This is a genomic window from Melissococcus plutonius ATCC 35311, assembly GCF_000270185.1.
GTDB classification, from domain to species: domain Bacteria; phylum Bacillota; class Bacilli; order Lactobacillales; family Enterococcaceae; genus Melissococcus; species Melissococcus plutonius.
Genome location: NC_015516.1, coordinates 426,168 through 441,124, shown reverse-complemented (window position 1 = coordinate 441,124; position 14,957 = coordinate 426,168). Strand labels below are relative to the sequence as shown.

At 32.5% G+C, this 14,957-nt stretch carries 11 protein-coding genes and 2 pseudogenes; 1 reads left to right on the top strand and 12 read right to left on the bottom strand.

Annotated features, from left to right (window positions below):
- The 12 genes and pseudogenes from MPTP_RS01870 to MPTP_RS01815 all read right to left on the bottom strand — a co-directional run bounded on the left by MPTP_RS01870 (nt 1) and on the right by MPTP_RS01815 (nt 13,601).
- A complete protein-coding gene (locus tag MPTP_RS01870) occupies nt 1-483 on the bottom strand; it encodes a PTS system mannose/fructose/N-acetylgalactosamine-transporter subunit IIB (protein ID WP_013773333.1) in 483 nt (160 codons plus the stop codon).
- Entirely contained in the window at nt 480-2,273 is a 1,794-nt protein-coding gene (locus MPTP_RS01865; RefSeq protein ID WP_013773332.1) for a glycoside hydrolase family 35 protein, read from the bottom strand. The genes MPTP_RS01870 and MPTP_RS01865 overlap by 4 nt, the downstream gene beginning before the upstream one ends.
- 182 nt (nt 2,274-2,455) lie before the next feature.
- Nucleotides 2,456-3,439, bottom strand: coding sequence for a tagatose-bisphosphate aldolase (gene lacD, locus MPTP_RS01860; RefSeq protein ID WP_013773331.1), 984 nt, complete (start codon nt 3,437-3,439; stop codon nt 2,456-2,458).
- Nucleotides 3,440-3,719: 280 nt separating this feature from the next.
- Nucleotides 3,720-4,892 (bottom strand): SIS domain-containing protein, encoded by a 1,173-nt coding sequence (locus MPTP_RS01855; RefSeq protein ID WP_013773330.1) that lies wholly within the window; start codon nt 4,890-4,892, stop codon nt 3,720-3,722.
- Nucleotides 4,893-4,904: 12 nt separating this feature from the next.
- Entirely contained in the window at nt 4,905-5,630 is a 726-nt protein-coding gene (locus MPTP_RS01850) for a GntR family transcriptional regulator (RefSeq protein WP_013773329.1), read from the bottom strand.
- Between the two features lie 288 nt (nt 5,631-5,918).
- Nucleotides 5,919-6,602, bottom strand: coding sequence for a hypothetical protein (locus tag MPTP_RS01845; RefSeq protein ID WP_013773328.1), 684 nt, complete (start codon nt 6,600-6,602; stop codon nt 5,919-5,921).
- 15 nt (nt 6,603-6,617) lie between these two features.
- Complete coding sequence (locus MPTP_RS01840; protein ID WP_375782333.1) at nt 6,618-7,358, bottom strand: carbohydrate ABC transporter permease; 741 nt, start codon at nt 7,356-7,358, stop codon at nt 6,618-6,620.
- A 142-nt stretch (nt 7,359-7,500) separates the two neighbouring features.
- Nucleotides 7,501-8,404, bottom strand: a pseudogene (locus MPTP_RS01835) (carbohydrate ABC transporter permease).
- Between the two features lie 526 nt (nt 8,405-8,930).
- Complete coding sequence (locus tag MPTP_RS01830) at nt 8,931-10,208, bottom strand: ABC transporter substrate-binding protein (protein ID WP_013773325.1); 1,278 nt, start codon at nt 10,206-10,208, stop codon at nt 8,931-8,933.
- A gap of 45 nt (nt 10,209-10,253) precedes the next feature.
- Nucleotides 10,254-11,396, bottom strand: coding sequence for a glycoside hydrolase family protein (locus tag MPTP_RS01825; RefSeq protein ID WP_013773324.1), 1,143 nt, complete (start codon nt 11,394-11,396; stop codon nt 10,254-10,256).
- 19 nt (nt 11,397-11,415) lie between these two features.
- Nucleotides 11,416-13,212, bottom strand: coding sequence for a DUF2264 domain-containing protein (locus MPTP_RS01820; RefSeq protein WP_013773323.1), 1,797 nt, complete (start codon nt 13,210-13,212; stop codon nt 11,416-11,418).
- The gene (locus MPTP_RS01815) at nt 13,209-13,601 is read right to left on the bottom strand and encodes a hypothetical protein (RefSeq protein WP_013773322.1); all 393 of its coding nucleotides are present in this window, start codon (nt 13,599-13,601) and stop codon (nt 13,209-13,211) included. The genes MPTP_RS01820 and MPTP_RS01815 overlap by 4 nt, the downstream gene beginning before the upstream one ends.
- A 175-nt stretch (nt 13,602-13,776) precedes the next feature.
- On the opposite strand from MPTP_RS01815, the pseudogene MPTP_RS01810 reads away from it, so the two are divergent.
- Nucleotides 13,777-14,822: pseudogene (locus tag MPTP_RS01810) on the top strand (LacI family DNA-binding transcriptional regulator).
- The last annotated feature ends 135 nt before the right edge of the window (nt 14,823-14,957 follow it).

Below are 14,957 nucleotides of genomic sequence, written 5' to 3'. Positions count from 1 at the left end.
TTATTTATTTTTTAACAAAGGCATAAATTCCTCTGCTTTATCACTTGGTACCATCTGAGCAATCAGGTGAACACCTTTATCATGTAACTGATTAAATGCTGTAACATCTGTATCCATCACATTAATTGACCTTGTAATTGATCTGGTATCTGATGTTTGAGACATGTTGCCTACATTAATCTCTTTTATTGGAACGCCTAATTCAGTGAGCCGTAATAATCGATATGGTTTGCGAGCAATAATTAATAACCGTTGCGAATCATATTTTCCAGCTAAAATGTTTTCTGCAGCTTTCTCAACGGGTAAAACACTTAATTTTACGCCAGCTGGCGTTGCTAGTTTCAGACCACTTTTTTCAATAGCATCTGAAGCTACCGCGTCATCCACAACCATGATACGACTAATATTTAATTTTGTTGTCCATAAATTAGCTACCTGACCATGAATGAGACGACCATCAATTCGAACACCAATAATACTCATTTTTTGTTTCCTCTTTTCTTTGATTTAAATTTTGGTTGATTCAATAAATCGATTTTTGAATCATATTTCCCTTCTGTTTCGAAAATAACAATTTCATTTTTCCCAATATGCAAAAAGCCTTTTGGAATATACAAGGATAAAGTAGGACCAATTTCCCAGAAACGACCTAGGTGATGATTATTTACAAAAACTACACCCTTACCAAAGTTTGCTAAATCAATAAAAGTATCTTCAATTTCGGTTAAATCAACTTCATATTGGTAAAAGCTAGGTTGATTTTTTACCCATTCACCAGAAAAATCGACTGATTCAATCGTATCTAAAGGTAAAGAAAATTGTTCCCAATCATTAATAAAATGTAAGTCTGCCATAACTCCCGTTCGGATCCCTTTTTTCTGTGTATTTGCTGTTAATTTCGCACCATAGTTGACGCGTCCCATATTTTCTATTAAAATATCTAGCTGGTTTTGTTCTTTTGTTGGTTCAACTAAAATATTTTCTCCAATTTCTGCTTGGTATTGCGTCACAATATGTTGGCCATTTAAATAGGTTTGTGCTCGATCACTTCCATCAATAATTCGTAGGGTTTCCGTTTTTGCATCCCTTGGCAGAATGGTTCGATAAATGATATAACCAGTCGTCTGATTCATCGCTTCCATTGTTACTGGATATTTTGTTTGTAATAGTGTAGTTAATTTGGTTATTGTTGCAAAAAGACTGACCTTATTTTTTAAAGGAATATCTTTAATTTCGATTGTCGGTTTGATTAATGGCATTTTTTGTGAAGAAGCTAATACTGGACAGACTTCTCTCACTGTTTCTTGCAAGGCATAGTATTTATCGGTTGGATTTCCTTGCTCGTTTAAAGGAGCACCATAATCATAGGAAGTAATCTGTGGTAGGTCTGTATTTCCTCGAGCTGAACAGCCATTCATAAAACCAAAATTGGTACCACCATGAAACATATAAAGATTGATACTACCAAGTTCAATCGTCTCACGAAAAGCTTCCACCAATTCCTTGGTTTCTCTTTTAACGATTGGTTCACCCCAACGATTAAACCAACCATCCCAAAATTCCATACACATCAGCGGCCATTTTTTCCCATGTGTCTTAAAAAACTTTTTCATTTCAGTAAAATTTTTTTGAGCATTTGACCCAAAGTTTCCTGTTACCAAAATATCTTCATCAATCAAACTACCTGCTCTAAGTGTCGCCTGCCATGGACCATCCGAAGTAAAAAGTGGTGCCGTTATGCCATTTTCTTTCATCAATTTTTTTAATGCAGTTAAATATTCTTTATCTTCCCCATATGAGCCATATTCGTTCTCAACTTGAAACATTAACACATTTCCATTTTCACTTAGTTGATGTTTCGCTAATCTCGGTAATATTTGCTGATAATAGGTAGACACGCAAGCGAGATATTTTGGATCAGAGGAACGAATTCGGCAATTTTTATTCAATAACCAAGCAGGTAGTCCACCAAATTCCCATTCAGCACAAATATAAGGTGAAGGTCTTAGAATGGCGTACAAGTCTAGTGATTGTGCTACTTTTAAAAATTGTTCAATGTCTAACTGCTGATCAAAATGGAAATTTCCCTCTTGTGATTCGTGTAAGTTCCAAGGAATATAGGTTTCCACTGTATTAAAACCTAATGCTTTTAAATTATAGAGAGAATGATACCAGTCATCTGGATGCAATCTAAAATAGTGAATCGCACCAGATAAAATTTTAAACGGTTGCCCATTAAGTAAAAATTCATCTTTTATCTCAAATCTCTGCAATTCATCCCTTCCCTTCTTTATCCTTATTTTTAAGCGGTTACATTAGTATTTAGTTATAAATAAATATCAAAAATAAAAATAACTTTTACTAAAAATAAAAATATGAAATTAATAAATTTTATTTTTCTTTTGTCTACTTAGACTGATGAATAATACGATTCAGACAATTTCTTTTAAGATTTTTATCCTTCAACGATTACTTTTTCATGCCAAGAGGTTGCTGTTTTTTCAACGACTTCATTTAGTGATTGAATATTATTTTTTCCTTCTGTCTGAAACCACTGGCTAGCTAGGTCGTTTCCGCTTTCAATAAAAGGAGTAACGCCATCTCGCCAAGTAGCACGTCCACAAAGAACACCATTAAAAGAAGAGTTGGCTTCTCTTGCAAAAAGCAATGTTTTTTTAAATAATTCAATTGACACACCAGCACTTAAAAAAATGAATGGCAAATTCGTTGCTTCACTTTGTTCTTTGAAATAATTAGCCGCTGTTTCTTTTGTATAGACAATCTCCTCTGTACCAAATTCTTCTACATAGTTCATATTTACAGGTACTTCTACTTTTAAGACATCTACCTTGTATTTTTCTTTAGAAAATTCTTTCATCATCTGAATCACTTTATGAGGTTTTATTTTGGCATAAGCAGTAGAGGTAGTGTCCTTAATTTTTGTATCATAAGAAACTAATTCTAAATAAAATGGTAGATCATTTGCTAGGCATTCATTTCCTAAACGTTCAACAAATACATGTTTTAAATGATTGATATAACTATCTTCATCTATGTCATAGTATAATAAAAATTTGATCGCATCAGCTCCCTGATTTTTTAAGCGTAAAACAGACCAGTCTTGCAACAAATCCGGTAATCTACCTGGCGTCGAAGCATCATAACCCGTTTTTTCGTAAGCAAGTAAAAGTCCAGCATTTTCTGACCGCACTTTGGCAGCTGGCAATCCATATTCAGGATCTAGCAAGATAGAAGAAGCAAATGGCGTTAAATCCTCTGCAACTAACTTCTTAAATGCCTCTACTTGTATTTCTTTTATTTCTGTTCCCATCATTCGTTTTAAAGCACCACGTTGATCAATTGCCAACGCTTCAATTAACCCATTCTTTGTTGATAAACGATCCATGGCTGCTTTTTTCTGTTTGGTTAGTTTTAACATTTTTTCCCCCTTACATATTATGCTTATTTTCCTTCTAAACTTAATTGATAATCATGATTCATTTCTCAGTTGTTTTTTAACAAAATTTTCAATTTAAGTAAAACAAGCCAATTATAGCAATCATTTTTGAAAATCTAATATAGAATAAAACAAATAAATTCAATTTACCTGAAAAACAAAATTATAGAGCGGATAGCACTATGTCTTGTTCAAAATATAAAATAGTCTGTATTTAGTTAAATAACATTCAATGTGTTCGTTTTATTAGAATATTATTTGACTAGGATTCATATGCATGAATGGTAACTCCCTTAACCACCCGATTTACCGTACCTGTTGCTGAGGGTCTATCTGGTGTGTTTTTGACTTTAACAGAAGTAAGAAGTGCAATTGTTTGAGCCACCATAATATAAACAAGAGCTAGATAGCCTTCTGGTAAGGTAATTTTTTCTGTATCCAATTCAAAACATTCAGCAGTAAGTCTGTTTTCTTGCTTTTGACTAATACCAACCACCTTTTTTGCAATACCATCATTTTCAATTTCATTTAAAATATCCAGATCGTATAATTGAGTATAAGAATCATTCTGGATAAAACCAAAAACCAGTGTTTGGTTATTGATAAATGATTTTGGTCCATGTCGAAATCCAATTGAAGAATCATAGATAGTTGCAATTTTTCCAGCTGTCAATTCTAAAATCTTCAATTGTGCTTCGCGTGTAAGTCCAGCTAAACTACCAGAACCTAGATAAACAATTCGCTCAAAATCATCTGCTAGCCATTTTTGAATTTCTGCTTCACGCTTTACAACTTCCTTTCCTAAAGCAGCAACCGTTTGTATATATTTTTCTTTCATCTCTAAAGCAGTTTGATCAAAAATCAACAACCCAGCTAGCGTCATACAAGTAAAGCTGCCTGTCATTGCAAATCCTTGGTCGTTTGACGCTGCTGGCATTAAAAATAGAAAACTATTCGAATCTTTTTGTGCCATTTTAGCCAAATCGCCATTTGGTGCACAAGTAATCACTAAATGGTAAGCGCTTTTAATCAATTGATTTGTCAGCTCTATAGCAGCAACACTCTCAGGACTATTCCCACTTCTTGCAAATGAAACAAGCAATATCGTTTCATCGGCAATCAAATAATCATAAGGTGCTGAAACAATATCTGTCGTTCCCCGACTCTCAAAAATATAATTTTGATGATCACCATGTGAATTTAGATAAGGCACAAGTGTATCTCCAACGTATTGAGAAGTTCCAGCTCCAGTAAAAATAACACGAACCTTTCCTTTACTTTCTTGTTTGATTTCTTCTAAGAAATTTGTGATTCCCTCCATAATTTCACCATAATTAATAAAAGTCTCCTTCCATAATTGCGGCTGTTGTTTGATTTCACGCGTCGTGATTTCAGCACCTAATTGTTCGAGTTGTTCTGTTGACAGTAAATACATAACGATACTCCTTTAAGTTTTATTTCGTATATGACGTACCTTATAATGAAATTGATCGGCACGTGCACTGCTAGTAGTGAATTCGATGACTTCATTTTGTGTGTTGTATGTTGTACGCACAAAATTGAGGATCAGTGCCCCCTCTCTAATTCGTAGATGTTCAGCTGTTTCCTGATTTGCAATACTCGCATAGAATTCCTCATCGGCTAGACGAATCTTTTGATCGAAATCTTCTGCAAATAAATCATACAGAGGTTTTTGTTTGATCATTGTTTCATTCAATGCAAAAAACCTTTTGGCTGGCAAATAGGTATCTTCAATCATTAATGGAATATCATCTGCCATTCGTAGACGTTTTAACTTAAAAACAGTCTCTTTAGATGAGAGATTTAACTGTTGACTAACTAAAGAGGATGACTCAATGCGATTAAATTCGAGTACTTCTGTTTGTGGTACTTTTCCTAAATCTCGCATTTGTTCAGTAAAACTATAAGCTTGAGAAATATCAGAAATATTTCCTTTTAAATCAGAAACAAAAGTTCCCTTTCCATGTTGTTTATAGACATAGCCCATTTGCTCTAATTCATTTAAGGCTAAACGAACGGTCATTCGACTGACTCCATATTTCTTACTTATTTCTCTTTCGGAAAGTAATTTGCTATGAGGCACCAGTTCATTATTTATTTGATTTTTTAATGTATCGACTAACTGACAATACAATGTATTTTTTTTAGCCATATTTCCCCTTCTTCATATGATAAACTGGTTATAACCACATAACCAGTATAATTTTATTTTGTTAAATAGTCAATAGTTAGTTTTCTAATGGTTATAATTTATTTTCATTATTAAAACTTCATTCCCTTATCTTTTTCGTAAATTTTTTAGTAGGAAATTAGGTAGTTACATTATTTTATCAACATAAAAAATATGATATATAAATCAATTGACTTATACACCATATTTTTCCTTACATCTAAGAACAATTAATAGTTGTCCAATAACCACTAATTCATTGCTTGTTTATCAAGTTTTTTTATTTTTATCTTTATTTTTTAAATTTGCTTGTTTTTTGACGTTTAGGTAAATTAAGCCCATAAATAATATAGGAGTGATCATAAAACCAATAGCTGGTTTTAATAGCATGACTATAAAAATCAGCAAAAAAAGTAAAACATTTAATGCACTAATGTACCATTTGCGTAATGTATAATAAATAGCTATTCGTAAGATATCTCTTTTTTTCGCTTTGGGGTTTCGGACTTGAAAATACCAACAATTTATACTACTCGCTAAACACATTCCCGTTAGAAGTATAAAAAATGGTATCATCCAATAACCAACAGACCATTGCGTAAAAAATAGACCATCAGTAACTGCTAGGATAGTACCGAACCAACCAATAAACCAATATATGATGCCACGTAACCAAAATTGATGAAATTCTTTCACGAAAACAAGAACCGGTTCTATTTCTTTTTCTTCTTTAAAACGGTCTAGTAATGCAAATAATGTTATAAAACCAGGACCAATAAAGAATAAACTGAAGATAAATAAAGGTAAATTTCTGATATCGATCGCCAAACAAATCGCTGCAACAAAAAAGGGAAGATTCACACCTAATAAACAGAGATTGCCCATTAACAATATATAAAGCCAACGGAAAAGTTTCATATAAATGTTATTTTCAAATGTTTGCTTTGATAACATGTATAACTAACCTCCCTAATTTTTCATGCCAGACGTAGCAATTCCTTCAACAAAATGTTTTTGCATGGATAAAAAGACAATCACCACTGGTAAAATTGATACAACGGAAGCCGCCATAATTAATGCATATTCAGTATCAAATAAACCAACGAACATTTTAAGTCCTAATTGAATTGTTTTATTTTCTGTTGATGATAAATAGATAAAAGGTCCCATATAATCATTCCAGGTACCCACGAAAGTAATAATTGTTAAACTGGCTAAAGCTGGCTTGGTCAGTGGTAATATAATTTTCCAATAAATGCCCCATTCACTCAAGCCGTCAATTCTAGCACTTTCGCATAAGGAATCTGGAATACTACTATAATATTGTTTTAATAAAAATACACCAAATGCACTAAAAGCTTGTAATAATACTAATGACCACAAGGTATCTGTTAAATGCAGCTGACGCATCATAATAAATTGGGGAATCATATAAGATTGCCAAGGAATGGCAATTGTGCCAATATAGGTTAAAAATAATATATCTCTTCCTTTAAAATGCATTTTAGAGAATCCATAAGCCGCAAAGCTAGAAGTAAATAATTGGATAATTGTAATAATGATACTTAAAAATAAGGTATTTTTAAAAAAAGTAAGCAGCGGAATTCTTCCCCAAATGACTGAATAATTTTCTGGATGCCAGGTTTTTGGAATCCATTGAATTGGAACACTAAAAACATCATTATTTGTTTTAAAAGATGCAGATAACATCCAGATAAATGGAATTAACGTCGTTAGTGCTAACAGTGTTAAAAAAATAAATATAATTAGACGATTTATTGTTATTCTTTCTTTTTTTCTCACTTTTGTTTGTTCTGTTGCAGTAAGTGTTACCATCCTTTCTCCTCCTCTCCTATATTTTTTCTCGGTACTGATTCCATTTGAATTGAATGATTGTAATGGCTAAAACAATAACAAATAATACCATTGAAATGGCTGAAGCATAACCAAAATTGAATTTTACAAATGCCTCATTATAGATTTCATAGACCAAAACATTGGTTGCCCGTCCTGGTCCACCAGCCGTCATAATCTGAACTAAATCAAATATCTTAAAGCAATTAATAATCAGCATAATAGTTACAAAAAAAAGTTGTCGGTCTGAGAGAAGGCAAAGTTACATTTAAAAATTGTTTCCATTTGTTGGCACCATCCATAGCAGCTGCCTCATACAATTCACTAGGAATACTTTGTAATCCTGCAAGATATAAAATCATATAATAGCCCATTCCTCGCCAGATACTTACGATGATAATACCTGTTAAAGCCCACTTTGAACTAGAAGTCCAGCCCGGTGGGTGTTCAATAAAAAATTTTAGAAATTGATTAATGGGTCCTAAACTTGGATGAAACAGCATATTCCAAACAACAGCGATCGCTACTAAAGAAGTCACGTAGGGGAAAAAGAAAGCCGTTCGAAAGAATTTCATTCCCATAACTTTTCTATTAAGTAAAATAGCCAAAACCAATGCACACAATATGGTAATTGGCACTACCCCAACTGTATAGACAATTGTATGTTTAAAAGAAATCCAAAATGTATCATCATGAAACATTTTATTAAAATTTTTAAAACCAACAAATTCTGGTTTTGAAAAAGAATCCCAACTCATAAATGCTAAGATTAGTGAGAAAACGACTGGGATAAGCGTAAAGAGCAGAAACCCAATAAAATTTGGTGCAATAAATGAAAGTGCAATTAAGGTATGTTTACGTTGTAATTTACTTGTTGTTTTTGATTTTTTTGTAATTTCCATCATCGTTTCTTCTAAAAATTAGCAATTCCTCCTTTTAAGCTGCAGAATATATGTTATTGATAGTTAGATAATTAGCATTACTGGTTAGAATGTATCAAATTTGCGATAAGCTATCTCAGAATAAATGGGTACAAAAATAAATGAAAAAATATTATATAAATATTGATCTATTTCCTTTATTTTTTCAATAAATCGAATTTTTATCATTGATTCGGTTTTAATTTGAATAGAATTTTTTGAATGAACAAAATAGAATGACTATGCATTGGACAGTACTTCTTTTTTTATTACGTCTTAATTTCAATCAGTGAAAAAATAATTTATAAAATTAATGCCTTATAGGTTGAGAAAAGAATAGCTATCATGCCTAAAATTTTTCTAGCTTTTTAATAAATTTCTTAAATTCAAAAGCTGACCATCCAATTCATTATCCATTTTTAGTCCGCATTAATTAAACATAAGAAGCAACAATCTAAAAAAGGGTAAATTTGATACTTGTTTTTTCAAATCTACCCAATTAGAAATTTTATTCCTTTTCTGCTTTAACACGTTTTTCCATATTGGCAATTCCTTTTTTGGGTGTACTATCTCCTACCATGATTAAATCATTTTCTTCTGTTAAGATTTTATCAATGGCTGGTCCTTTTTTATCAACTTGAAATTCTATGCCCACTTTTTTAGGTTTAAAACCCTTTTTAGAAATTTCGTCTGTTGGCATTCCTTTATGTGAAAAGTACAAGTTATCAATTTCTTTTGTTTTATAAGAAGGAACAACACCAGCTTTAGCTAAAACTTTTGCACCTTTTTTACCAGAAGCAAAATCTAAAAATTTCTGTGCAGCTTTTTGATGTTTTGATTTTTTATTAATAGCAAAACTTGTTGGTGAACCAAAGGTAGTAGATTTGCCTTTTTCTTTTTGTGGCATTGAAGTAATGCCCCATTCTACATTTGTTTTACCATCTTCTTTATTTGCTAATATACCGCCCATGTACCAAGTACCCATACACATCATAGCTGCTTTTGAATCCTCAAATTGAGATTGATAGGTAACTTTTGTTGATTTGGCAGTTCCAAAGTCCATTTGTGATTTGTCCTTTTGCATTCTAATCGCACGATCATAATAACTGCGCATATAACCATATTTAGGATTGATTAAATTGCCATTATTTTGGGCAGCTGCAATCGCTTGTATAGTTGAACGCCAGGTGTATTGGTAGGTACCATAAACTTGTTGATCTGGTTTTGAAAGTTTTTTTGCTAATTCTTCATATTCTTTCCAAGTAATATTGTTAGGATAAGCGATGCCGGCATCATCAAACATTTTTTTATTGTAATATAAAACCCAAAAATCCGTTCTGTAAGGTTGTGAGTAGGTTTTTCCATTCACTTTGTACATGTCATAACTTGTTTTTGCTGGTTTTGTATCTATATTTTTAATATGATCTGTTAAGTCGACCAATTGATCACGTAATGCATAATTTGAATAAGACAATAAATTTTTCATAGTTAAAACATCTGTGGTGTCACCTGAAGAAAGCATTGTGGTTAATTTTGTATCATAGTCTTCTGAAGCAATATCGACTGATTTAATTTTAATAGTAGGATTTTCTTTTTCAAATGCTTCAAATATTTTTTTAAATTCAGGAGTTGTGTCGTAATTCCAGGTAGTCACAGTTAATTCTATTGGTTTATCTTTACTCCCTTCCTCTTCACTAGCCTTTTCACCACTTGATCCACAAGACGAAAGCGTCACTATTAATCCCATGGTCATCACAACAGCGAACCCTTTTTTCCAAAACTTCATTTTCATCCCTCCATTTTAATTTTTATTAAATAAATTTATTTTTTATTACCAATATAAATACCAGCTTTTTGCCAGTCTAGTTAACGCTTCCATATAGAAATAATCGCCCCAAACTACACACTCATTAACACCCTTATTTGTATTTTTATCATAAACACCTTGTAATAAAAGTCCATTAGATGTTGGCACCTTGATCGTTGTATAGTTTTTTGCCAAGGATTGCATAATAGTAAGTGCCGTTTCTTGATATTTTTGATTCTTTTGATCACTAATTGGCAATTGTCTTGATAATTCCAATAATCCACAAACGGCAATTGTTGCAGCTGAGCTGTCCTTTTCTTCACCACTTCCATCATTAAAAATTAAATCCCAATAACAAATTTGATCTTCTGGTAGATGGTTAATAAAATAATCAGCCAAATGCTTCGCTGTTATTAGAAAACTTGTATCACCTGTATATAGATAACTTAAGGTAAACCCATAAATTCCCCAAGCCTGACCACGCGCCCAATAAGAATCATCAGAAAAACCTTGCTGTGTTTTCCCATAAAGTGCTTCACCAGTTTCTGTATCAAAATAATACGTATGAAAGGTGGTATAGTTAGCACGAACGATATATTTCTGTGTTTGTTTTGCATGTGCATAGGCTGCTTTTTTGTATTTTTCTTGTCCTGTGATGTTGGTAGCAAAATACAATAATGGTAAATTCATTAAGCAATCAATAATCATACGTCCACGTTGATCAGGATCATCAAGGTTTCCCCAAGCTTGGATAATTTCTGCTTTAGGAGAATAACGTGCCAATAATAAATCTGCTGCTTTCATTGCTAGGTATTTGGCTGTTTCATGATGGTTCACCTTATAATCTGCCACTGCTGTTAATGTATATAAAAAACCAATATCATGTGTCTCCAAAGCAATCTTTTGATTCAATCGTTCGGTAAAAGAAGCCATCTGGCTTTCAATAGTGTCATCAAACTCTGTTGAACCAGTTAGTTCTTTACCTAAAAATAACATTCCTGACCAAAAACTTGCTGTCCAATCTTGATTTTTTTCCGGTTGGTAAATCAATTGATGACTTGCTGCTTGTGGAACCAATTCATTAAATAAAAGTAAATTGCTACGTATTTTATTTAATACAAATGTCAGTTGTTTTGGTAAAAATTCCAATTGATTTATTTTTTTCATTTTCCATGCGCCTTTCCATTTAAGATAGATCGATGATTTTTTCTGAAACTTTTACTTGATTGGATTGAACAACAATTGTTGGTTGCTCTTCTTTTTCTTTGAGAAGTAATCCTGTGACTAAGGAAATGAGCAAATGTTTGCCTCGTCCAAGCTTTGTTTTTACATGAGGCAACATTACAAGTGGATAACATAAATTGGTATTTGGTTCTGTTTGGATGATATCAGCTGTTTCAAAGCCAGTTATTCCGCTAATTTTAGAGATGCCCCAATCGTTTTTTATTTCAGCAGTTAAATCCTTTACTTGCTTGTAATTGTTCTCTCTTACAGGAATTGAGAAACCACCTTCGTAAGCAAAAAGCTCTCGCTCGGTTATAATTTCATGAATACGTACATGACAACCTATAAGTGGCACAATCGTCGTTTTGATAGTAACATTCTGCCAAGGCATCCACTTGTGAATAATACGATCTTCTAACAATTGATACGCTGTATCTAATGCCTTTGTTCGAAAATAATGATCATCTTCTGCTAATGCCAAACAGTTATCAAATCCTCCCTCATAATACCAATAATCATTTTTAGCTGTACTAAAACCAAAATAAGAAGAATAAACAAATTTACCATACTTATCATTAGGATGAGATTGAAATTTAAGAAATTGACCAGATGGAAACATTAATGTGTGATCACGTTTTTCATTAAATTGGTAGTAATTTTTGCTTTCTGGTAGGGATAATGTTGTCTTTTCAATAGTTAACGGCAAAGCTTCTGCCTGCCAATACGGATGATCTTTAGGTACTGCTAGTAAGGTAAATGTCTTAAATGACCAATAAGGAGAACCAGGACCATTATAGCCTTCTGCAAAAATCATATTTTGATAATAATAGCCAATCGAAAGTAATCCTTCTGGTGTAAAAATTTCTTGATTCATCCAATGATGTAAATGCCGACTAATAATGCCTTTAATTTCTCCCCAAGGCAAAGCCTCAACATCTGCAAAAACAAGGGCACTAAAGAATGCCACCTGAGAAAAACGATAAGTTAAACTGCGTCCAAAAGGCATGGCTTCTCCATTTTTAGTAAACCAGTATTTAAATGTTTGAGCAAAATGCACCGCTCTTTCTTTCATGGTTGCAACTCGTGCTTTATCTTCTGGCATAAACCTACAATATAATAAACTATAATAATGAATCGCAAAAGAAACATAATAATCAATTTGAGTTTCACTGCCATCACAATACCAACCTTTTCCGATATAAAAAGAATCAATAATTGCTAAATCTTCATCCAGTTGATCTTGGTTATAAGCCAGCTCACAATGCTTCATCGCTAGGTTAACTAACACACGGAAAAAATGCCAATTATTTCTTGGCAATGATTGCTGATTAATTTGATTTAACCAATTATATAGATTTTGTTTTTCTGCATGTGTCAGCAAATGCCATACTTTTTCTTTATTCAGCAATAAAAAGGTACTTAAAGAAGCCATTTCTACAAATAATTGATCACATTCTTTTGTTTTTCCCCAATAATGTAGACTCTTTGGATCTACTCCTGCAATAATTCCTGCTAAGTATTTTTTTAAATAATTACTATCTTTTTGTGTCAAATATGGCCCTAAACCCCAAAGTGGTCTTAAAAACGCCTCAATGGCTCGTGTTTTTTCTGGATAAACCGTTCCTGAAGTCCCCAAATATAAATGACCTAGATGTTTATCAGTGAAGAAATCAGCTAAGGGAGCCATTAAATCTTCAAACCCTTCAGCTACTTCTTCATAACTTTCAAATTTATTTTCCTTGATACGCGCATGAATCATTTTTTCACCCTTTCAACAAATATCGCTTTTAAAAAACCATAATATTCACCATACACCGTGATAGTATCACCAATTTTCAATTTCATGGATTGTTCATTAAATACTTGGTAGTGATTTTGATCACTTTCAAAAATAAAACGATCTTCTCTTTTGATGGTTGCTGTTTTTGAGTCACTCTTAATGATTTTTCCTGTCAATTGCAGATAGGTGTGAAGAGGAACCTGACCACTTTGTAACTCATTTTCTGAATAACTTTTTGCTGTTTTTTTTATCCGTTGAATTGTTTCATGACTGAATTGATTCGTTGTTTTTTCTGTTTCTTTTTTTGTACAGCCACCGACAAAAAGAAAAATTACTAGAATAAAACTACATACTAGACGATTTTTCATTGATCCTCCAATTTTTAAAGCGCTTTCTAATTAAAAGAATATAGCTATTTTAAAATAATATCAATTATTTTTACTAAAAAATCATAAATTTTAGTAAACTTTTTATCTTGCTTTTTTTCGTTAGAAAGTCTTATACTAACAGTGAATTAAATTCAAAGAAAAGGAGCGGCCTTTTTTGGCAACAATTACAGATATTGCAAAAAAAGCAGGTGTTTCTATTTCAACAGTTTCACGTGTTTTAAATTATGATTCTAATTTATCAGTTACAGAAGAAACCAAACGAAAAATTTTCGAATTGGCGGAAGAGTTAAATTATACAAAATAAAAAACAAAAATAAGTTAATTAAAACCCATGTTGCTTCTTTTTCAAAACAGGAAAAAGTGATCGGAATTATTCCATGGCGTTCGGCAGATGAAGAACTAGATGATCTCTATTATATGGCCATTCGTTTAGGTGTAGAAAAACAAGCTGCTGAATTAGGCTATAATGTTGTTAAGTTATCTCAAATAAATGAACAACATGTTCACGAATTGGCTGGTCTATTAGCTATTAGCAAATTTACACAAGAAAAACTAGAAGAATTTCACCAATTTCATCCAAATGTTTGTGTCATTGGCAGTAATTTCCCTTTAAACGACTATGATTCTGTCAATACTGACTTTAATCAGGCAACCGAATTGGCTATCAATCATTTATTACACCTAGGACATAAAAACATTGCTTTAATTGGTGCAGAAGAAAGTCATAATATGCATGGTTATCGTAACTATAAAACACCTACTGTCAATACTTATATCGATATGATGCAGCATTATCAATTGTTTAATAAAAAGTTCTTTATCTTAAAAAAAAATAGCCGATTAGATGTACACGTTGGTGAACAATTGACAGAGATGGCCTTAAAACAATGGAAACACACATTACCTACTGCTATTTTGTCTGTCAATGATGCAGTGGCTATTGGTGTTATGCATACACTAGCCGCACATCATATTCGTATTCCAGAAACAATAAGTGTGATGGGAATTAATGATTTGGCTATCTCTCAATACATCTCTCCTGCCCTTTCTACCGTTCGAGTATTCACCGAAGAAATGGGGAAAACAGGGGTTGAGCTTCTTCATCAGCGGATCACCCGATCAGAAATTGCTCGACGGGTATTTTTAAGTACAGAATTAGTCGTGCGCCACTCAACCAGTAGCCCAAGGAAAAAGATTTGATTTACCCGAAGTATCTTAATAATTGAAAAGATCAGAAACAATCAAACGAATCATTAATAACTTAGAGAAATTTATATTTTTTATCTTGTTTCAATTACTATTTATCTTACACATTAAATAAATAACGCAGTCAGT